Raw genomic sequence first — 21,587 nt, 5'->3', positions numbered from 1 at the left:
AACGGAGGCCATTCATGCGATCCATACTGCTTTTTCTTCTGGGCGTGCCCATTCCCATCATCATTTTGATTGCACTGATGTTCTGAAGGAGCGCCGCATGCCCGCACCGCGCCGCAGCCACCCGGTCACGCAGCAGCCGCGGCGGGCTGCTGCGGCCGGCGGGCAGGACAAGGCTGCCGCTTCGCTGGCGGCCTACCGGCAAAAGCGCGACTTCACGCGCACGCCAGAGCCCTCGGCAGAACCTTCCAGCGACGCGATTGCAGGGCAGCCCGGCACGGGTGTCCTGCAATTCGTCATTCAAAAGCACTGGGCCAGCCATCTGCACTACGACTTCCGGCTGGAGCTGGACGGCAGCATGAAAAGCTGGGCCGTGCCCAAGGGCCCCAGCTACGACCCGGCCGACAAGCGCATGGCCGTGCAGGTGGAAGACCACCCCATGGCCTACAACCGCTTCGAAGGCCAGATTCCGCCGGGCCAGTACGGTGCGGGCAAGGTCATCATCTGGGACCGGGGCACCTGGTGGCCACAAGGCGACGCCGCCGAGGGCCTTCGCAAGGGCAAGCTCAGGTTCGAACTGCGCGGCCACAAGCTGCAGGGCCGCTGGACCCTGGTGCGCATGCGCGGCAAGGACGATGCCAAAAAACCCGCGTGGCTGCTGATCAAGGAGCATGACGGGCTGGAACGCGCCGCCGGCGAATTCAGCGTGGTCGAGGACATGCCCGACAGCGTGGCCGGCCTTCCCCTGGAACCTGCAGCAGCGGCAACGACAGAAACAGAAACAGAAACAGAAACAGAAACAACAACAGCAACAGCGCCAGCGCCAGCACGAAAGCAGCACGCCGGCACCGCGACCATGCCGCAGGAGATCGCCCCCCAGCTGGCGACCTTGGTGGACCGCCCGCCCACGGAGGCCGGGCAATGGATCTTCGAGAGCAAGTTCGACGGCTACCGCCTGCTGGCCCGCATCGACAGCGGTACCGTGCGGCTTGTCACGCGCAACGGCAAGGACTGGACCGCCAGAATGCCTGCCCTGGCCCGCGCCTTGGCGGCCCTGCCCTTGCAAACAGGCTGGATCGACGGCGAGGTGCTGATGCTGGACAGCGACGACCGCCCCGACTTCCAGGCCCTGCAAAATGCCTTCGACGGCGAGCACACCGACCTGCTGGTCTTCTTCGCCTTCGACCTGCTGTGGCACGACGGCCAGGACCTGCGCCAGCAGCCCGTGGAACAGCGCCGCCAGCGGTTGCAGGAGCTGCTGCACAAGGCGCCGTCGGACCGCGTTCGGTTCAGCCAGGCCTTTGACGCCCCGCCCGCCGACCTGATGGCTGCCGCCTGCCGGCTGGGCCTGGAGGGCGTGATCGGCAAGCGGCGCGGCAGCGCCTACGTCTCGAGGCGCAGCATGGACTGGATCAAGCTCAAGTGCGGCCACCGCCAGGAGTTCGTGATCGCCGGCTATACCGATCCCCAGGGCTCGCGCACCGGCCTGGGGGCCCTGGTCCTCGCCGTGCATGGCGAGGACGGGCAGCTGCACGCGGCCGGCAAGGTCGGCACGGGTTTCAACGCACGCACCCTGGCCGACCTGCGCCAGCGCCTGGACGGCCTGGCCACCGGCACATCCCCGCTGGCAGACACCCGGGGCCTTGGCAGCCAGGTGCACTGGGTGCGCCCCACCCTGCTGGCCGAAGTCTCGTTCGCGCAATGGACCGCGGACGGCCGCATCCGCCACGCCGTATTCCAGGGCCTGCGCACGGACAAGCCTGCGCGCCGCATCGCAACAGAGGAGCCACAGCACGTGCCATCGACCGCATCTTCACCCCGCACCGCAACCCGCCACAAAGCCGCCCCGCCCCGCATGGCCAAGGCGGCGCGCCTGCCCGCCACGATCGCCATCACCCATGCCGAGCGTGTCATCGACCCCTCCACCGGCATCACCAAGATGGAGCTGGCGCGCTACTACGCCACGGTGGCCCCCTTCATGATCACCCACCTCAAGGCCCGGCCCGTGGCCATGGTGCGCGCGCCGGAGGGCATCGAGGGCGAGCTGTTCTTCCAGAAACACATGGACCAGACGCCGCTGCAGGGCATTGCCGCCCTGGCGCCCGAACTCGATCCCGGCCATGCGCCGCTGATGGAGGTGGCGCGGCGTGAAGGCCTGGTGGCGGCCGCGCAGATGAACACCATCGAATGGCACACCTGGAATGCCCGCCGGGACCGCATCGACCGGCCCGACCGCATGACCTTCGACCTGGACCCCGGCGAGGGCGTGCCCTGGACGCAGGTGCAGGAAGCGGCCACCTTGCTGCATGTGCTGCTGCAGGAGCTGGAGCTGCCGGCCTTCCTCAAGACCAGCGGAGGCAAGGGCCTGCATGTGGTCGTGCCGATCAAGCGGCTGCTGGACTGGGACACGGTCAAGGCCTTCTCCCAGGCCGTGGTCCAGCACCTGGCCAGCACCGTGCCCCAGCGCTTCGTGGCCAAGAGCGGGCCACGCAACCGCGTGGGAAAAATCTTCGTGGACTACCTGCGCAACGGCTTTGGCGCCACCACGGCCTGCGCGTGGACAGCGCGTGCGCGGCCCGGCATGGGCATCTCCGTGCCCGTGGGCTGGAACGAGCTCGACAGGCTCACGGGCGGCGCGCACTGGACCATTCGCTCGGTGGACCAGCGCCTGCGCCTGGGCAACTCGCCCTGGGAGCACTACGGCACGGCGGCCACCAGCCTGGGCCGCGCCATGAAGGCGCTGGGCTTCGAGGCACCGGCCCGCGAAGCGCCGCCAACGAGGAAAGCACAACGATGACCAGGAAAGCCACATCTCCCCGCACGGCCCCGGCCGTCTCCTCGCGCAGCCTGTGGAAGGGGGCCATCAGCTTTGGCCTGGTCCACATCCCGATAGGCCTGTATGCGGCCACGGCCAGCACGGACATCGACTTCGACTGGCTGGACAAGCGCAACATGCAGCCCGTGGGCTACAAGCGCATCAACAAAGTCACAGGCAAGGAGGTGGCCTCGGCCGACATCGTCAAGGGCGTGGAATTCGAAGAAGGCCGCTACGTGGTGCTGAGCGCCGAAGAGATTGCCGCCGCCTTTCCCAAGACCACGCAGACCATAGAGATCGAGGCCTTTGTCGATGCCGACGATATCCCCTTCATCTACCTGGAGCGGCCCTACTACACCGCCCCCCTGCACCGGGGCGGGAAGGTCTACGCACTGCTGCGCGAGGCGCTGCGCAAGAGCAACAAGGTGGGCGTGGCCAAGGTCGTCATCCAGGCCAAGCAGCACCTGGCCATCCTGATCCCCTGCGGCCGGGCGCTGGTGCTGAACCTGCTGCGCTGGGGCGGCGAGATCCGCTCCTTCGAGCAGCTGGACCTGCCGCCGCTGGACGCAAGGGCCGCAGGCATCAAGGCCGCCGAAATGACCATGGCCCTGGCACTGATCAAGGACATGAGCCAGGCCTGGGACGCCGACCAGTTCCGCAACTCCTTCAGCGAGGAAATCCACCAGCTGGTGCAGGCCAAGGCCCATGCGGGCGACGTGCAAAGTGTGCAAAGGCAGCAGGACGCGCCCGCCGCACCCGCCAACGCAGCCGTGCTGGATCTGACCGCCCTGCTCAGGAGCAGCCTGGGCAAGGCAGGCAGCGGGGCCCCCGCCTCCGCGGCCAAGGAAAAAAATACCGGGGCGGCGGCAAAAGCTGCAAAAGCTGCAAAAGCGCCCGCGACCCGGACAACACCCAAGCCCCGAAAGCCAGCGTCCAAGGCGCCTGCAAAACGTTCAACATCCAAATGAAACGGACCATTGCCGTTTTGCATAATCCACAAATGGCATTTCATGATAAAAAATACATGCATTTTTGCCGCAAAAATGGATTTCATGATATTCATAGCAAATTCCAATGATTTACCAAAAGTAATCTTCCGAATTTCCTACACGCCGTGGATTTTTCAGGCAGCACAATGAAATTGCAGTGATGACGGCATCGCTGTTTACTTAAGGAGTATGGAAATGACGCAACAGACCAATAACCCTCAAGGCAACACGGCCAGCAACCAGCAAAACGACAAGAACAAGCAGAACCAGCAGCAGCAACAAAACAATCCGGGGCAGCAGCAGCAAAGCAATCCCAATAATCCCAACCATCAGCAACAGCAGAGCAACCCCCAGCGCAACCAGCCGGGTCAGCAGCAAAAGCAGGACAGCCACCAGCAGCGTTGAGCCGCAGGTTGCATGACCTGAAAAAAGGGTCCTCCGGGCCCTTTTTTTATTTTCCCATTGCGGCAACTGGAAAACATACCGTTGCTCCGCTTGAAAATATCCGCGTCAAAAGAACATGGCGTTCATTCCCAAGGAGTGCATCATGGCCAAGAAAGCCCCAGCTGAAAAGAAATCTCCATCCCAATGCCCCGTTGGCCACGGCGGAGAACTCCAGCAGCAGGCCGAAGCCTCTCATCCTGTATTGACGACGCAGCAGGGCATACCGGTTGCGGACAACCAGAATTCATTGAAGCAAGGGCCAAAGGGACCCTCGCTGCTGGAAGATTTCATATTGCGCGAGAAAATCACGCATTTCGACCATGAGCGCATTCCGGAGCGGATCGTCCATGCACGCGGCACAGGTGTCCACGGTTATTTCCAGCTGATCGATTCACTGGAGCAGTACACCACCGCCAAGGTGCTGACCGAAACCGGCAAGCAGGTGCCGGTCTTCGTGCGCTTTTCCACCGTGGCCGGCGGCGCAGGCTCGGTGGACACCCCGCGGGACGTGCGCGGCTTCGCCATCAAGTTCTATACCGAAGAGGGCAACTGGGATCTGGTCGGCAACAACATTCCGGTGTTCTTCATACAGGACGCCATGAAGTTTCCCGACCTGGTCCATGCCGTGAAGATGGAGCCGGACCGGGGCTTTCCACAGGCCGCCACGGCGCACGACACGTTCTGGGACTTCATCTCCCTCATGCCCGAGTCCATGCACATGGTCATGTGGATCATGAGCGACCGCACCATCGCGCGCAGCCTGCGCATGATCGAGGGCTTTGGCGTGCACAGTTTCCGGCTGGTCAATGCGCAAGGCAAAAGCACCTTCGTGAAATTCCACTGGCGGCCTGAGCTGGGCATCCAATCCACCGTCTGGGACGAGGCCCTGAAGCTGCAGGCCGCCGACAACGACTACCACCGCCGCGACCTGTTCGAGGCCATCGAGGCCGGCGACTACCCGGCCTGGGAGCTGTGCGTGCAGCTGTTCTCGCAGGAACAGGCCGACGCCCTGCCCTATGACCATCTGGACCCCACCAAGATCATTCCGGAAGAGGAAATACCGCTGCGCAAGATCGGCCGCTTCGTGCTGGACCGCTGGCCCGACAACTTCTTTGCCGAGACCGAGCAGGTCGCCTTCTGCCCGGCCAACCTGCCCCCGGGCATCGACTTCAGCAACGATCCGCTGCTGCAGGGCCGCCTTTTCTCCTACCTGGACACCCAGCTGTCGCGCCTGGGCGGACCCAACTTCACGCAGCTGCCCATCAACGCGCCCAAATGCCCGTTTGCCCACGACCAGCGCGACGGCCATATGCAGACCCAGGTGCCCAAGGGCCGCGTGGCCTACGAGCCCTCCAGCCTGCAGGCCGACAGTCCGCGCGCCTCGGCGGCGCGCGGCTTCAGGCACTTTGCCCAGGATGACGGGGACGGCGCCAAGGGCCGCATCCGCCCCGAAAGCTTTGCCGACCACTACAGCCAGGCGCGCATGTTCTACGCCAGCCAGAGCGCGGTGGAGCAGGCCCACATCGCCAGCGCCCTGGTGTTCGAGCTGTCCAAGGTGCAGACGCCGCATGTGCGACTGGCCGTGGTGGGCCACCTGCAGGTGATAGACGCCGACCTGGCAAAGCGCGTGGCCGACGGCCTGGGCCTGCCCCAGCTGCCGCCTGCCGCCAAGCCTGCCGTGCCCCCGCAAAAGCTGCCGCCCAGCCCGGCCACGCGCATCATCGACCGCATGAAACCCACACTGCAGGGCCGCTGCGTGGCCATCCTGGTGGATGAAGGCTCCAGCGCCCGACACATTGCCGCCTTCCACAAGGCCCTGGTGGCGCAAAAGGCCAGCGTGAAGATCATTGCGCCCAAGATCGGCGGCGCCACGCTGGACGACGGCAGCCACCTGCCTGCAGACGGCCAGCTGGCCGGATCGCCCTCGGCGCAGTTCGACGCCGTGGTGTCCATCCTCACGCCGCAGCGCGGCGAAGCCCTGGCCCGGGAAGCGGCCGCGCAGGACTGGTTCCGCGATGCCTTCGGCCACCTCAAGGCCATTGCGGCCTGCAAGGCCACGGGGTACATCCTGCAGACCGCGGGCATCACGCCGGACGAGGGCGTGTTTCCCATCGACACGCCCAAGCCCTTTGTCGAAGGCGCCAAGAAACGCTTCTGGGACCGCGAGCCCACGCTGAGGACGCTGGCCTGAGGCCGCAGGCCACCGGTTTTCGCGAATCATTGCTACCAAATGTCAACGCTTCGGCCCCGTGCAAGGGTCCGGGCATGGCGATTGCTGCAGCGGCTGCATGGCCGCTGCGGCCCGCCAACATCACAGGAGAAACCGTTCCATGATCGCTGCACCACCCACACCGCCTGCCACACCTCCCGTCGCTCCGCCGGTCAATCCGCCGCCGACCGAGCCGCTGGTGCCACCCGTGGGTGATCCTCCGCCGGCTCCGGCGCCTTCGCCCTATTCCGACCCCCCCATCGCACCTCCGCCGCCGCAGGGGTTGCACTGACTGCAGACCTCATCCATGTCAACGACCGCATGCCCGGCTGGCGCCGCGTGCGGCGTGGCAAAGGCTTTTCCTATGTGGACCAGGACGGCAGGCCCGTGCGCGACGCCCAGGCGCTGGAGCGCATCCGCAAATTGGCCATTCCACCGGCCTATGTGGATGTATGGATCTGCCCTGACGCCCGGGGCCACCTGCAGGCCACGGGCCGCGATGCCCGCGGGCGCAAGCAATACCGCTATCACCCGCAGTGGCAGGAGCAGCGCAAGCAGGTCAAGTTCGACCGCATGCGCGAGTTCGGCCGGCATCTGCCCGCCATTCGGCGTGCCGTGGCGCGGGACCTCAGGCCGGGGCGGCCGCAGCTCGAAACCGTGGTGGCCACCATCGTCTGGCTGCTGGACTGCACGGCGCTGCGCGTTGGCAATGACGAGTATTCAGAAGCCAATGGATCCTTCGGCCTGACCACGCTCAGGAACCGCCACGCCCAGGTGCGCGCCGGCGAGCTGACGCTGAGCTTCAAGGGCAAGAGCGGCGTCGCCCAGCAGGCCCGCGTGTCCGACCGGGCCGTGGCCCGCGTCGTCAAGCGCTGCCAGGACCTGCCGGGGCAGCGGCTTTTCCAGTTCGTGGACGACGAGGGAGATGTTCACCATGTGCGCTCCGAGCACGTGAACGACTACATCCGCAGGATCTGCAGCAAGGCCGGGGCAGACGAGGCAGACGGACCGGACTTCAGTGCCAAGGACTTCCGTACCTGGCATGCCAGCGTGTACGCGCTGGAGCTGGCCATGGCCGCCGCAGCGTCACCGGCGGGCAGCCGCCATCCAGGCGCGCTCACCTTCACGGACCTCATCGCCGAGATGGCGCGGCGCCTGGGCAATACCTGTACGGTTTGCCGCAAGTTCTACATCCATCCCCAGGTACTGGCCCTGTGCGAGCAGCCCGGACAATGCCCGCCCGCCGCGACCGCTGCACCCGCACGGCGCACGCGCGGGCTGAGCGCCAAGGAATGCCTGTTCCTGGGCCTGCTGGAGCCCCAGCCCCGGCCCCGCAGGACCCCGCCCCGCCGTGGCCAGGGCGCCAGCCGCCGGCCCGCCTGATCCGCTTGATCCCCTCTTTGCGGCGACGGCGGCGGGGACCGGACCACCCGGCAAGCACTGTGCCTGTGGACTGACACAGATGCATACATCCCAGCCCCTAAACTGCCGGATCATGAATTTTTGTCAAAACAGGCTGCGGTCGGCAGCTCTGGAGGCCATGGAATGAACCACGTGCTGATCGTCGATGACGACGCGGACTCGGCAGCCACCATGCGCGAACTGGTGGGCGTGGACCGCTTTTCGGTCGCCGTGGCCCACACCCTGCGCGATGCGCGCCGCCAGATGGCCATGCAGCCGCCCAGCCTGGTTCTGCTGGACCTGCAGCTGCCCGATGGCAACGGCATGGACCTGTTCGGCGACCGGCAAGTGCCGCAGGACTCGCAGATCGTGCTGGTGACCGGCCATGCCAGCCTGGACTCCTCCATCGAAGCCCTGCGCCGAGGCGCCATGGACTATCTGGTCAAGCCCGTGGGCATAGGCCGGCTCGAGGACATTCTTTCGCGCTTTCTCATCCCCACGCCGGGCCTGTCGGGCGCGGACAGCCGCAACGGCGCAGGCCCGGCCTCCGATCAGATCACGGCACAAGACCATTGCGCACCCGCTGGCAGCTACTGCGCGCAGGAAGGCCGCTTTGGCCGGCTCCTGGGCCAATCGCCTCCCATGCAGCGCCTGTACCAGCAGATGGAGCGCGTGGCAGGCACCTCGGTCACGGTGTTTCTCACGGGAGAGAGCGGCACCGGCAAGGAGGTCGTGGCGCAGACCCTGCACGACTTGAGCCAGCGGCGCAGCCGCCCGTTTCTTGCCGTGAACTGCGGCGCCATTTCGCCGCATCTCATCGAAAGCGAGATCTTCGGCCACGAAAAGGGCAGCTTCACGGGTGCCGACCGCCAGCACCAGGGCTTTTTCGAGCGCGCGGCCACGGGCACGCTGTTCCTGGACGAGATCACGGAAATGCCCATGGAGCTGCAGGTCAAGCTGCTGCGCGTGCTGGAGACCGGCCGCTTCATGCGCGTGGGCTCCACCCAAACGCTGCAGACCGATGTGCGCGTGATCGCCGCCACCAACCGCTGCCCCTTCGAGGCCGTGGCCAGCGGCAGGCTGCGCGAGGACCTGCTGTACCGGCTGAACGTCTTTCCCATCGAGCTGCCGCCGCTGCGCGAGCGCCTGTCCGACATCCCGCTGCTGGCCCAGCACTTGCTGCAGGCCATCTCTCAGCGAGAGGGGCAGACCAAGCAGTTCACGGCGTCGGCCCTGAGGCAGTTGGCACAGCACAGCTGGCCCGGCAATGTGCGCGAGCTGCGCAATGCCGTGCAGCGTGCCTACGTCATGGAGCCCGGCCCGCAGGTAGGCACCGAATGGCTGCCCCGCCCACCGGTGGCCATTGCCCAGCCCGCCCCCATGCCGGTGTCATTGCACGCATCCGTGCACACATCCGTGCCTGCACAGCTGGCCGCCAACGCCCCGCAGTTGCCGCCCACTGCGCAGGCCGCGCCTGTCGCCGTGCATCCGTTCGCCGACCACGGCGCGGCAGGCGACGCCTACGACCTGCCCGATATGGAGCCGGCCACCATACAGCTGCCCATCGGCATGACCATGGCGCAGGCCGAGCGGCTGCTGATCCAGGCCACGCTCAAGCAGTGCAAGTACCAGAAGGAACGCACGGCCGCCGTGCTCGGCATCAGCCTCAAGACGCTGTACAACCGGCTCAAGGACTATGCGGGCGGCAAAAAGGACAGGACGGACGCCGAACCCGGCTGACACGTGCGCAGACGCGCACAGCACCTGCTGCCGTTGCCTTGCGGGCACGCTGCTTGCCACCCTGCAAGCACCTTTGAGCAACCAAGGACAAGCCCATGGACTCCTCTCCTGCCCGCGCCTACGGTGTCTTCAAGCCCGTGGGCCACATGGTGGTCTCTTTTCCCACGGCTGCGCAGGCCGATGACGGCATGGCGGCGCTGCAGGCGCTGAACCTGCCCGAGCAGGACGTACGGCGCTACACCGACCGGGAAATGCTGGCCCAGATCGACCAAGACCTGCGACAGGCCAGCCCCGTGGCCGCCGTGGGCCAGGAACTCAATCTGGTCAAGGCCCACCAGGCCCTGGCCGAGCGCGGCTACCACTGGCTGGTGGTACGGGTGGACAGCGACGAGGCCGCACGCAACGCCGCCGATGCCCTCAAGGCCGCCGGCGCCGAGCGCGCACAGCTCTACGGCCGCTTCATCATCGAGGAATTGATAGAACACGCCGCCGATCTGCCCCAGGTCAGCGAGTCGCCCGACCGGGGCCTGGACGCCCAGACACCTTCAGGCCGCGAAGCCGAGCGTGCACAAATCCGCCCTGCGCCGGCCCGGGGCAACGGCACCCCGCAACCGGAGCGCTGAGTCGCTTGCGACTGGCAGGCACGCCGATTGCCATTGATATTCAACTGCAACTTTTGTCAAAGGCGATGCCATGGATTTCCTCATCTGGCTGATGGTGGGCGGGCTGATCGGCTGGATCACCAGCATGGTCACGAACACCCAGGCCCAGCAAGGCATTTTGCTCAACGTGGCAATAGGCGCCATCGGCGCCTTGCTGGGCGGCTGGCTGCTGGCGCCGCTGCTGGCGCCCTCGGCCATGGATGCGCAGGCGCAGGTGCCGGCCACATCCATGTCCATCTTCATTTCCATGGCCAGCGCCGTTGCGCTGCTGGCCATCTTCAACCTGTGCAAACCGCGCATGCGCCACTGAGCCGGCCCGGCCACGGGCCATTGACTTGCAGGAAAGGAGCCTCCATGAGCAAAGATCCCTTCCAGACCAGAAGTACCGCTGGCAGCACCGACCTCTCCCGCCATGGCAGCGCCGTGTGCAAGAAACCGCTGCGCTCCATTGCCACGGCGCTGGCGGCGGGGCTGCTGATCGCGCGCCTCGCACGCTGACCGGGCTCGGCCCTCCTCTCTTTTTCGACTTTCCTGCTTGCTGACTGCGCGCCCCGGCGCGCAGTCCTGTTTCCAGGGCCGCGAATGCCAGCTCAGTCCAGGCTTTGCGCAAGACAATCCTGCGCCGCCATGGGCACGCGCGGCAGGACCAGGGAGACGGCCAGGCCGCCGCTGGCTCCATCGCCGTCGCCTCCCCCGCTGCCGCCCTCGGCCCACGCCACGCCACCGCCAGCCAGGCACAGCCGGCGCGCCAGGGCCAGGCCGCAGGAGGCATCTGCATCGGCGTCGCTCAAGCGCACGCCGGGGCGGGATTCCTGCGGCCGCTGCGGCGCCTCGGCGCTGGCTGCGGCCACTACGCCCGCTACGCCCGCTTCGCCCGGACCCACCCCCTCCGGCCCCGGCCCGGCGCCCTGCCAGTGGGCCACGGCCTCGATGCGGATCTCCACCTGCTCGCCCTTGGCGGCCGATGCCGCAAGATGTCCGCCCACGGGATGTGCCGCCATGCGCACGCGGGCGCCATCGGGCAAGGCCTCGCGCACGGACAGGAAAATGCTGATCAGCGCCAGCTCCAGCTCGTCAGGGTCCACATACACGCCCAGGCGCGCGGCCGGCTGGCCCGGCGGGCTGGCCTCGGCGGGCTCAGCCACCTCCAGCGCCACGCGCTTTCCCAGCACCACGGCCAGCGTGCCCCGCACGCCCGGCAACCAGCGGTACAGATCCACCACCAGCGCATGCGTGCTGTGGCGCGGCCCGAAGCGCAGCAGCTGCTGCGTCAACCGGCTGGCCGTGTCCACCGAACGCAGCATGGCCTGTGCAGGCAGGCGCAGGTTCGGGTCCTCCGAACGACGCTCAATCAGATAGGCGCTGTTGCTCAGAACGCCGAGCTGGTTGTTGAACTCATGGGAGAAGCGGCCTGCCAGCCGGCCGACCACCTGCAGGCGCTCGTTCTGGATATGCGCCTCGCCGGCTTCGTTGTCCCGCTCCCCCGGTGCGCCGCCGGCCTGGCTGCGCCGGGCCGGCCTCATCGGGTCCGCCCTGCCACGCAAGGCCAGCCCCGCCAGGCCCAGGCCGGCCAGCGCAAACAACACGATCGCCGCCCAGATCACGCCCCTCAGGAGCGGGGAACACGCCGGATCCAGCGCGGAACAGGGAACCCAGCTCACCCAGGTCCAGCCCTGGGCCGTCCTGCTGAAGAAAACGCGCAGGGTGCCGCCCTGCGCATCGGGCACATCCAGCCAGCCGTGCGCCAGGCTGGAAGCCAGGCGCTCGCTGAAATCAGCGGGCAAGGCAGGCTGACCCGTTGCCGCAGCCGTGCCGGCCGGCACCGCACGGCCCGCGCTGTCCACCAGAAAGCCGGACCATCCTGCCTCCAGCAGCGGTTGGACGGCAGCCAGCGCCTGCTCGGCATTGGCAGCGCGTGGCTCCTGCCTGTCCAGCAGGCGGGCCGCGGCCATGCTGGCGATGCGAACGGCCTGCTCCTGCGCCGCGTGCCCGGATTGATAGGCGCGCAACAGCAGCCAGGACGAGGCAGCCAGCACAAGCACCAGCAAGGCCAAAAGCAACAGGACCCGTCTCAGGCGCATGGACATGGATGGCCCGCGTGCGGCGCCGCGCGCCCCGCCTTGCGGGACTGCATTGAGGGTTTCCGGCGGCGGGACCGTGTGAAAACCGGTGGATTGGTACATGGCAAAGTTTGCAGAAAACCTTGCGCCCGAGCGGAAATTTTTACCGCAGGCGCCTTGAGCGGCCCTGCTGTTGCAAAGCCGATACCCGCAGCGACGGCCGAACCCCGGGCCCCTGTGCCTTCTGCGCAGCAAGTACGCAGCAGGTTTCGTGCCCAAAGTGTATCCAGACGATTCGCCACGCTGATCGGGGCATGAACGTTGCGTCCTTGTGGCCATCGCAACAAGGAGACGAGATGGGTTCCATGCACCTCAAGGCGGACATACGCCAGTCCCAGACGCTTTCCCCGCGCTTGCAGCACGCGGTGCGCATGCTGCAGATGTCCTCGCTGGACTTTGCCGCGATGGTGCGCAGCAAGATGGAGGACAACCCATTCCTGGAAGATGCCGAGCCCGCAGATGACCGCGACCTGTGGGTGGCCGACATGCACCTGGGCGCGCGCCAGGCCGTTGACGCGGAAGGCTCCGCCATGGACACGGCTGCCTGCGAAACCACGCTGGCCATGCACCTGCACGGCCAGCTCAACGTGACGGCCATGACGCCGCGCGACCTGTGCATGGCGCGCGCCATCGTGGAATCGCTGGACGACGACGGCTATCTGCGCACGGACCTGCAGGAGCTGGCCGGCCTGCTGGCGCTCAGCCCGGCGCCCGATGCGCAGGAAATGCTCATCGCCCTGCGACTGGTGCAATCGCTGGATCCGGCGGGCGTGGCCGCGCGCAGCGTGGGCGAATGCCTGTTGCTGCAATGCCCGCAGATGGCCGACGCCACGCTGCGCCAGCTGTCGCAGACCCTGCTGCAGCACCACATGGACGCGCTGGCCGCGCGCGACGTGCCGCGGCTGGCCAAGGCGCTGCAGGTGCCGGCGGCCCAGATCGTGCAGGCCATGAATGCCATACGGCGCCTCAACCCCAGGCCTGGCTGGAGCTTCGGCTCCACGCGCGTGGACTACATCGTTCCCGACGTGATCGTGCGCAGGGGACCGAGCGGCTGGAATGTGCAACTGAACCCCGCCGTCGTGCCGCGCGTGCGACTGAACAGCGTCTACGAGCAGCTGTTCCAGCGCCACCGCTGCACGGGCCAGGCCCAGCTGGCCGACCATCTGCAGGACGCGCGCTGGACCGTGCGCAATGTGGAGCAGCGCTTTTCCACCATCCTGGACGTGGCCCGGGCCATCGTGCGAAAGCAGGAGCTGTTCCTGGAGTTCGGCGCCATGGCCATGAAGCCGCTGGTGCTGCGCGAAATTGCCGAGGAAGTGGGTGTGCACGAATCCACCGTCTCGCGCGTGACCAACAACAAGTACATGGCCACGCCCACGGGCGTGTTCGAGCTCAAGCACTTCTTCTCGCGCCCCATGCTCAGTGCCAGCGGCAGCGCCTGCTCGGCCACGGCCATCCGCGAGCTGATCGGCGACATCATCGCGGCCGAATCCGATGCCCGGCCCCTGTCCGACGTCGATATCGCACGCCAGCTGGGCGCCCAGGGCCTGGTCGTGGCCCGCCGCACCGTCACCAAGTACCGCCAGCTGCTGCGCATAGCGCCGGCCGACCGGCGCAGGCGCCACGGCTGACACGGCACCTGCCGTCGCGGCCGCGGCCTTGCGATGGCCCTTGGCGCCGCTGCCCGTGGCGGTGTGTCCTGCCAAGCCCCACTGCCGTGCAGCGGCTTGTCGCTCCCCCAGGTCCTGCCTTGTCCGACAGTTGCAGGCCGCCGTCCGGCCTAAGGTGAAGGCTCATGGATTGAAGGAGACCGCCATGGACACCCCTCCCCGCAGAGTGCACGCCCCCCTCGAACGCCAGCGCAGCGAGAACAACCACATCCGCGATGGCCGCTGGCCGCTGCGCATCGCCGCCCTCACGGCCGCCGTCGCACTGATCCTGGTGCTGATGTTCAACTTCATGGCACCCAGGGGGCGGCTGGATGCGCCCAGCGCCACCGGAACGCCAGCGACAGAACCCACCTCCTCTGCCTCGCCGGCCGCACCTGCCGCACCTGCCGCGCCGTCCATGACGCCGCCGCAGGCCGATCCGGCCACCGCACCCGCCACCACCGCGCCACGCTGAGCCCGCCTGCGCACTTGTATCAACCCTTCCCCTCAGGACAGCAGCAGCCATGAACCACCCCCTGCCCCACGCACCCAATATTCCCCAGGTGCCGACCACGCCCAACGACCCCGTGGCACCCGACGATCCCAACCGCCAGCCCGGCCGCCCGCGCGGACCCGAGCCGATAGATCCGCCCACCACGGCGCCCCCCATAGAATTGCCGCCCGCGCCCGAGCAGGAACAGACCCGCAAGGGAGAGTGACATGCCCCGAGGAGACAAATCCACCGATACCCATGAGCGAAAACGCCAGGCCCGGCACATAGTGCACAGCCACGAATCGCGCGGCGCAGGCCATGAAGAGGCCGAAAGGCGCCTGTGGGCCACCGTGGACAAGGACAGCGGCGGCGGCAGGCAATCGGGCTGCGGCCGGGGCCGGCAAGCAGCGCATTGCGCTGCCCGCAAGGGCGCCCGCAGGCGAGGCGCCGCACCTGCAGCGCAATCCGCCTCGCGATAGCTGCGCCGCCCCCGCGGCCCCGGCGCCTGGATCAACGACACAGGCCGGCCCGCGAAGTCGGCAATCCCGTGGGAGAACCCGTGAATTCAGAAGACGGTTTTGGATTCCTGCCGCAGCGCGGCGAAATGGCGGCGCGCGTGCGCGCCCACGACTGGGAGGGCACGCCCCTGGGCTCGCCGCAGAGCTGGCCGCAAAGCCTGCGCAACGCCGCCAGCCTGATGCTGGGCTCGCGCTTTCCCATCATCATCTGGTGGGGCGATGACTTCCGGCTGATCTACAACGACGCCTACATTCCCTTCCTGGGCACCAGCAAGCACCCCAAGGCGCTGGGACAGGCCGGCGCGCAATGCTGGAGCGAGATCTGGGACGACATCGGCCCCATGCTGGAGGGCGTGCTGCGCACGGGCCAGGCCACCTGGTCCACCGATGCGCGCTACTTCTTCGACCGCGAGCTGCCGCAGGAAGAGGTCTTCGTCACCTTCACCTACGGCCCCATCCTGGCCGATGACGGCATCACCGTGCAGGGCGTGTTCTGTCCCTGCACCGACACCACCGAGAAAATCGTCAGCCGGCGGCGCCTGGAGACGCTGCACCGCCTGGGCATCCGCACGCTGGACATGCGCAGTGCCAAGGACGCGGGCGAAAAGGTCTGCGCCGTGCTGGATGAAAACCCCTACGACGTGCCCTTCGCCATCATCTACGAATGTCAGGCCGCCCCGGATGCAGGCAGCGCAGACACCGCTCCCCCGGCCTTCCAGCTGCTGTGCTCCACCGGCATGGACACCGACCTGGCGGCCGACCCCGCGCCCTGGCCGCTGGCCCAGGCCGTGCAATCGGGCCAGCCGGCCAACGTGGACCTGGCGCAGCTGGGCCTGACCCTGCCTGGCGGCCCCTGGCCCGAACCCTCGCGCCTGGCGCGCATCGTGCCCGTTCGCTGGTCGGGCGACGGCCAGGCCTCGGGCGTGCTGGTGCTGGGCGTCAGCCCGCGCCGCCCGCTGGATGCGGAGTACTGCGCCTTCCTCGATATGGTGGCAAGCCACACGGGCGGCGTTGTCGCGCACGCCGTGGCCTATGAGCAGGAAGCGCGGCGCGCCCGGGCCCTGGCCGAGGTGGACCGTGCCAAGACCGTGTTCTTCTCCAACGTCAGCCACGAGCTGCGCACGCCGCTGACGCTGATCCTGGGGCCGCTGGACGACGCCCTGCGCGAGCACGGCGGCCACCTGCCGCCCGATCAGGCGCAGATGGTCCACCGCAACGCGCTGCGCCTGCAAAAGCTGGTCAACGCCCTGCTGGACTTCGCGCGCATTGAGGCCGGGCGCATGCAGGCCAGCTACGAGCCCACGGACCTGGCCCGCGCCACGGCCGAGCTGGCCAGCGTGTTCCGCTCGGCCATGGAGCAGGCGGGCCTGCGGCTGCGCGTGGACTGCCCGCCACTGCAAGGGCCGGTCTACGTGGACCAGGACATGTACGAAAAGATCGTGCTCAACCTGCTGTCCAACGCCTTCAAGTTCACCTTGCAGGGCGAGATCGCCGTGGCGCTGCACGACGCGGGCCCTGCGGTGGAGCTGTCCGTCAGCGACACCGGCTCGGGCATTGCGCCCCAGCACCTGCCCCATCTTTTCCAGCGCTTTCACCGCATTCCGGGCAAGCCCGCCCGCACGCACGAGGGCACGGGCATCGGCCTGGCCCTGGTGCAGGAACTGGTGCGGCTGCATGGCGGCACCATCACGGTCACCAGCACGGAGGGCGAGGGCAGCCGCTTCACCGTGCGGCTGCCCAAGGGCAGCGCGCACCTGCCGGCCGAACAGGTGAACCCCATCGCGTCACCGTCAACCCCGCCGCCGCCGGGGCACGGCGCGGGCGCCCCGGCCGCACGCCAGCTCGTGGACGAGACGCGGCAGTGGGTGCCGGGCGAATCGCCCACGCACGCCCCGCATGCCCCGCACGGCGTGCCGGCTGGTGCCGAACCGCAAGGCCCCCGGCCGCGCATCGTCTGCGCCGACGACAACGCCGACATGCGCGGCTACATCGGCCAGTTGCTGCGTCCGCTGTACGAGGTGGAGGTGGCCGGCGACGGCCGGGCCGCGCTGGACTGCATCCGGCGCCAGCGGCCCGATCTCGTGATTGCCGACGTGATGATGCCCGTGCTCGACGGCTTCGAGCTGCTGCATGCGCTGCGCAGCGACGAGGCCACGCGCTCCATCCCCGTCATCATGCTGTCCGCGCGTGCAGGCCAGGAGGCCCAGGTCGAAGGCCTGCGCGCAGGCGCGGACGACTACCTGGTCAAGCCCTTTTCGGCGCGCGAGCTGCTGGCGCGCGTCGCCTCGCTGCTGCAGCTCGAGCGCATGCGCGAGCAGGCCCATGCCGCCCTGCGCGCCAACGAGAGAAGGCTGCGCGCCATCATCGACCAGATGCCGGCGGGCGTGGGCGTGTCCGACATGGGCGGCACCATGGTGCTCAGCAATGCGCTCATGGACCGATTCGTCCCGCGCGCCATCCCGTCCACCCTTGCCGACCGCGTGCAGCGCTGGCGCGGCTGGGACGACAAGGGCCGGCCCATACCGCCCGAGAACTGGCCCGGCAGGCGCGCGCTGCGCGGCGAGGTGGTCATGCCGGGGCTGGAGATGCTGCACACCGACGACGAGGGCCGCGAATGGTGGATGCGCGTCAGCGCCGCTCCGCTGCGCGATGACGGCGGGCAGCTCGTGGGCACCTGCTCCATCATCCAGGACATCACCGAACTCAAGCGCGCCGAGCAGCACCTCAGGGAGGCCGACCGGCGCAAGGACGAGTTCCTGGCAACCCTGGCCCACGAGCTGCGCAATCCGCTGGCACCCATCAGCCACGGCCTGCAAATCCTCAAGCGCACCGCCCATGGCGACGACAGCGCGCGCCGCAGCCAGGAGATGCTGGAGCGCCAGGTCAACCACATGGTGCGCATGGTGGACGACCTGCTGGAGGTCTCGCGCATCACCACGGGCAAGGTCCAGCTGCGCAAGGAGGTGGTGGACCTGAACAACGTGCTGCAAGGCGTGGCGGCGGCCAGCCATGCGGTCATGGAATCCGGCGGCCACCAGCTTCGGCTGGAGCTGCCCGCCGAGACCCTGCTTCTGCCGGCCGACCCCGTGCGGCTGGCGCAAATGGTCACCAACCTTCTCAACAATGCCGCCAAGTACACCGATCCCGGCGGCCACATCGTGCTGGCGGCCTGGGCAGAGGGTGCGCAGGCCGTGATCTCCGTGCGTGACGACGGCATAGGCATCCCCGCCGCGCTGCTGGACAGGATCTTCGACATGTTCATGCAGGTGGACCGCGGCGGCCGCCGGGGCCAGGGGGGCCTGGGCATCGGCCTGACCCTGGTGCGCAGCCTGGTGGAGATGCACGGCGGCAGCGTGCAGGCGCTCAGCGAAGGTCCGGGCCAGGGCAGCGAATTGCGGCTGCGCCTGCCCTTGCCGGCCCATGCACCTGCCGATGCATCCGCCCATGCACCCGCCGATGTGCCCTCCCTGCCCGGCCCGGCCGCAGGCGCGCAGTCCGGGGACGCGCCAGCCTTCGGCCGCATCCTGGTGGTCGATGACAACGCGGACGCCGCCGACACCCTGTCCATGCTGCTAGGGCTGCTGGGAGCCGAGGTCGAGATCGCCCGCGACGGCCCCGGCGCGCTGGCCATGCACGACGCCTTCAGGCCCGACGTCGTGCTGCTGGACATCGGCCTACCCGGCATGGACGGCCTGGAAGTTGCGCGCCGCATCCGCGCCCGGCAGGGCCGCGACCAGGTCCTGCTGATCGCCCTCACGGGCTGGGGGCAGGAGGATGACCTGAGACGATCGCGCGAGGCCGGCATGGACCACCACCTGGTCAAGCCCGTGAGCTTCGACACGCTGGAGCGGTTGCTCAGGAGCCTGCGCACGTCTGCATGAGCACCGCCTTTGCGCGCGACAATCCCCGCTTCGTCCAGCCTGCCTGCGCCGCCTGCGCGGCTCGCACGCCTGCCGCAGAACTCACCGAGACCCATGACCGCCCTGCCCCCCATCAATGCCGAGCGCCTTTGGCGCCGTGTCCAGACCCTGTCCACCTTCACCCTGCCCGACCGGCCCTGGACCCGCCGCGCCTTCTCGCCCGAGTTCGACCAGGCCCGCGCCTGGCTGCGCGCCGAGTTCGCGGCCGCGGGCATGCAGGTGCATCTGGATGAAGGCGGCAATCTGGTCGGCCGCCTGCCGGCTGCCCAGGCCGCTGCGGGCGGCGCAGAACGCGCCCCCATCTCCACCGGATCGCACTGCGACACCGTGATGATGGGCGGGCGCTTCGACGGCATCATCGGCGTGCTGGCCGGCATCGAGGTGGCGCACTGCCTGCATGAAAACGGCATCGCCCTGCAGCACCCGTTCGAGGTGATCGACTTCCTGTCCGAAGAACCCAGCGACTACGGCATCTCCTGCATAGGCAGCCGCGCGCTGTCGGGCAAGCTGGACGCCACCATGCTGGCGGCACGCAACCCGCAAGGCGAAACCCTGGCCGAAGGCATGCGGCGCATCGGCGCACGGCCCGAGGCGCTGCACCGCCCGCTGCGCAGCGCTGGCGGCACGGCCGCCTTCGTGGAGCTGCACATAGAGCAGGGCCCGGTGCTGGAGCAGCGCGGCCTGCCCATTGGCGTGGTGACGAACATCGTGGGCATACGCCGCGTGGGCTTCACCGTGCACGGCCAGGCCGACCACGCAGGCACCACGCCCATGGACATCCGACAGGACGCGCTGGTGGGCGCGGCGCGCATCATCGATGCGGCCAACCGCAAGGCCGCTGCGCTCAATGGCCAGCCCCACTATGTGGTGGCCACCGTGGGCCGGCTCTCGCTCACGCCCAATGCCTCCAATGCCGTGCCCGGCCTGGTCGAGATGATGATGGAAGTGCGCAGCGACCACGCCGGCGTGCTGGAGAGCTTCCCCGAGGAACTGCTGGCCGAAGTCCTGCCCGGCCTGGCCGCCCTGCGCGTGCGTGCCGAGATGGCCGACGTGAGCCGCTCCCAGCCCACGGACTGCGCTGGCCTGGTCATGCAGGGCGTGGAGCAGGCCTGCGACAACCTGGGCTACGCCCACATGCGCATGCCCAGCGGCGCCGGCCATGACGCCGTCTACATGGCGCCCACCGGCCCCATGGGCATGATCTTCATCCCCTGCCTCCACGGCCGCAGCCATGCGCCCGAGGAGTGGATAGAACCCGCCCAGCTGCTGGACGGCACGCGCGTGCTGTACGAGACGGTGCGCGTGCTGGACAGGCAGTTGGCGCAGGCCTGAGCGCCTGGCCTGCGGCCAGGCACCAAGGCGGCATAAAATAGCCCGCTTCCCTCTGGAGCAGGCACAAGCTGCTCCTTGGTGGAAGCCCCTGTGGCACAGATTGCGGAAATCCGCCCAAATAGCGGGTTTCCCAATGCAAGATGGCGGAACCACCCTCCCCGATCATCGACAACCCACCGCATGGGCGGCCCGGCGCTGCCGGTCCGCTGCGAGAGGGTTGCACCGCCCCATCAGACCCTGGAGTTTCTTCTTTCATGTTCCGCCAACTGATCACCTGCACCGCCGTGGCCGCCGCCATGGGCCTGAGCTTTTCCGCAGCCGCCCAAGGCGCGGCGGCCGACTATCCGAACAAGCCCGTGCGCATGATCGTGCCCTTCCCGCCCGGCGGCGGCACCGACATCCTCGCGCGCGTGGTGTCCAACAAGCTCACCGAAGTCAGCAAGTGGACCGTGGTGCCCGACAACCGCGCGGGCGCAGGCGGCACCATCGGCATCACCGAGGCCGCCAAGGCGGCGCCCACGGGCTACGACATGGTCATGGGCCAGAAGGACAACGTGGTCCTGGGCCCCTACCTCTACAAGAACCTGCCCTGGAACCCGGTCAAGGACCTGGTGCCCGTGGCCCACGTGGCCTACACGCCCATCGTGATCGCCACCAGCGTGAACTCGCCCTACAAGACCCTGGCCGACATCGTGGCCGCTGCCAAGCAGCACCCGGGCAAGGTGACCTACGGCTCGCCGGGCAATGGCACCAGCATCCACCTCTCGGGCGTGCTGCTGGAGAAAGCGGCGGGCATCCAGCTGGTGCACGTGCCCTACAAGGGCTCCAACCCGGCCCTGATGGATGCGCTGGCCGGCAACGTGGACCTGCTGGTGTCCTCCGTGCCCTCGGCCATCGGCCAGATCAAGGCCGGCAAGCTGCGCGCCATCGCCGTGACCTCGGCCAAGCGCTCGTCCTCGCTGCCCGACACGCCCACGCTGGCCGAATCGGGCCTCAAGGGCTTTGACGTCAGCACCTGGTACGGCCTGTTCATGCCCAAGGGCACGCCCACGGCCGTCGTGACCAAGGTCAACGCCGAAGTGAACAAGCTGCTGGCCATGCCCGAAGTGCGCGACGCCATCCAGACCCAGGGCGCCGAGCCCCAGTCCATGACCGTGGCCGACTTCGACAAAATGTTCCAGGCCGACTTCAAGCAGTCCAAGCATATCGTCGAGTCCTCGGGCGCCAAGATCGAGTGACGCCGCGTCTCCTTGATGCAGATCAGACTGATCTGCATCAAGGGGCGATGTGACAGTCCC

The 21,587-nt window shown here is 68.0% G+C and carries 17 protein-coding genes; 16 read left to right on the top strand and 1 reads right to left on the bottom strand.

The window, feature by feature from the left end; translation table 11 throughout:
• Window positions 1-97 precede the first annotated feature (97 nt).
• From ligD to AAN986_RS11360, 9 genes are all read left to right on the top strand, one after another.
• Window positions 98-2,794: a DNA ligase D gene (gene ligD / locus AAN986_RS11400; RefSeq protein WP_349335674.1), complete on the top strand. Its 2,697-nt coding sequence runs from the start codon at window positions 98-100 to the stop codon at window positions 2,792-2,794.
• Window positions 2,791-3,780: a Ku protein gene (locus AAN986_RS11395; protein WP_016451498.1), complete on the top strand. Its 990-nt coding sequence runs from the start codon at window positions 2,791-2,793 to the stop codon at window positions 3,778-3,780. The genes ligD and AAN986_RS11395 overlap by 4 nt, the downstream gene beginning before the upstream one ends.
• Before the next feature lie 216 nt (window positions 3,781-3,996).
• Window positions 3,997-4,206: a hypothetical protein gene (locus AAN986_RS11390; RefSeq protein WP_016446344.1), complete on the top strand. Its 210-nt coding sequence runs from the start codon at window positions 3,997-3,999 to the stop codon at window positions 4,204-4,206.
• 142 nt (window positions 4,207-4,348) lie between these two features.
• Window positions 4,349-6,436 (top strand): catalase, encoded by a 2,088-nt coding sequence (locus tag AAN986_RS11385; protein ID WP_349335673.1) that lies wholly within the window; start codon window positions 4,349-4,351, stop codon window positions 6,434-6,436.
• A gap of 339 nt (window positions 6,437-6,775) precedes the next feature.
• Complete coding sequence (locus tag AAN986_RS11380) at window positions 6,776-7,837, top strand: DNA topoisomerase IB (protein ID WP_349335672.1); 1,062 nt, start codon at window positions 6,776-6,778, stop codon at window positions 7,835-7,837.
• Between the two features lie 162 nt (window positions 7,838-7,999).
• Window positions 8,000-9,595, top strand: coding sequence for a sigma-54 dependent transcriptional regulator (locus tag AAN986_RS11375; RefSeq protein WP_349335671.1), 1,596 nt, complete (start codon window positions 8,000-8,002; stop codon window positions 9,593-9,595).
• A gap of 95 nt (window positions 9,596-9,690) precedes the next feature.
• Window positions 9,691-10,218 (top strand): hypothetical protein, encoded by a 528-nt coding sequence (locus tag AAN986_RS11370; protein WP_016446349.1) that lies wholly within the window; start codon window positions 9,691-9,693, stop codon window positions 10,216-10,218.
• A 70-nt stretch (window positions 10,219-10,288) separates the two neighbouring features.
• The gene (locus AAN986_RS11365) at window positions 10,289-10,567 is read left to right on the top strand and encodes a GlsB/YeaQ/YmgE family stress response membrane protein (protein WP_016446350.1); all 279 of its coding nucleotides are present in this window, start codon (window positions 10,289-10,291) and stop codon (window positions 10,565-10,567) included.
• A 44-nt stretch (window positions 10,568-10,611) separates the two neighbouring features.
• Window positions 10,612-10,755: a hypothetical protein gene (locus AAN986_RS11360; protein WP_349335670.1), complete on the top strand. Its 144-nt coding sequence runs from the start codon at window positions 10,612-10,614 to the stop codon at window positions 10,753-10,755.
• A gap of 92 nt (window positions 10,756-10,847) precedes the next feature.
• Here the strand turns inward: AAN986_RS11360 and AAN986_RS11355 are convergent, their stop codons facing one another.
• Window positions 10,848-12,440 carry a hypothetical protein gene (locus AAN986_RS11355; protein ID WP_349335669.1) on the bottom strand — a complete coding sequence of 531 codons (1,593 nt, stop codon included), beginning with the start codon at window positions 12,438-12,440 and terminating at the stop codon, window positions 10,848-10,850.
• A 233-nt stretch (window positions 12,441-12,673) separates the two neighbouring features.
• Between AAN986_RS11355 and rpoN the strand changes: the two genes are divergently transcribed.
• The 7 genes from rpoN to AAN986_RS11320 all read left to right on the top strand — a co-directional run bounded on the left by rpoN (window position 12,674) and on the right by AAN986_RS11320 (window position 21,527).
• The gene (gene rpoN / locus AAN986_RS11350; RefSeq protein WP_212645305.1) at window positions 12,674-14,008 is read left to right on the top strand and encodes an RNA polymerase factor sigma-54; all 1,335 of its coding nucleotides are present in this window, start codon (window positions 12,674-12,676) and stop codon (window positions 14,006-14,008) included.
• 184 nt (window positions 14,009-14,192) lie between these two features.
• Window positions 14,193-14,501: a hypothetical protein gene (locus AAN986_RS11345; RefSeq protein ID WP_047216897.1), complete on the top strand. Its 309-nt coding sequence runs from the start codon at window positions 14,193-14,195 to the stop codon at window positions 14,499-14,501.
• A gap of 49 nt (window positions 14,502-14,550) precedes the next feature.
• Entirely contained in the window at window positions 14,551-14,745 is a 195-nt protein-coding gene (locus tag AAN986_RS11340; RefSeq protein WP_016446355.1) for a hypothetical protein, read from the top strand.
• A 1-nt stretch (window position 14,746) separates the two neighbouring features.
• Window positions 14,747-14,998, top strand: a complete 252-nt coding sequence (locus AAN986_RS11335; RefSeq protein ID WP_082138023.1) for a plasmid stabilization protein — start codon at window positions 14,747-14,749, stop codon at window positions 14,996-14,998.
• An 80-nt stretch (window positions 14,999-15,078) separates the two neighbouring features.
• A complete protein-coding gene (locus AAN986_RS11330; RefSeq protein WP_349335668.1) occupies window positions 15,079-18,918 on the top strand; it encodes an ATP-binding protein in 3,840 nt (1,279 codons plus the stop codon).
• 93 nt (window positions 18,919-19,011) lie between these two features.
• Window positions 19,012-20,289, top strand: coding sequence for a Zn-dependent hydrolase (locus AAN986_RS11325; protein WP_349335667.1), 1,278 nt, complete (start codon window positions 19,012-19,014; stop codon window positions 20,287-20,289).
• 254 nt (window positions 20,290-20,543) lie between these two features.
• Entirely contained in the window at window positions 20,544-21,527 is a 984-nt protein-coding gene (locus tag AAN986_RS11320; protein WP_349335666.1) for a tripartite tricarboxylate transporter substrate binding protein, read from the top strand.
• The last annotated feature ends 60 nt before the right edge of the window (window positions 21,528-21,587 follow it).

The sequence above is a fragment of the Delftia sp. DS1230 genome (assembly GCF_040112715.1).
GTDB classification, from domain to species: domain Bacteria; phylum Pseudomonadota; class Gammaproteobacteria; order Burkholderiales; family Burkholderiaceae_C; genus Comamonas; species Comamonas tsuruhatensis.
This window is presented reverse-complemented; position numbering and strand designations above follow the sequence as displayed.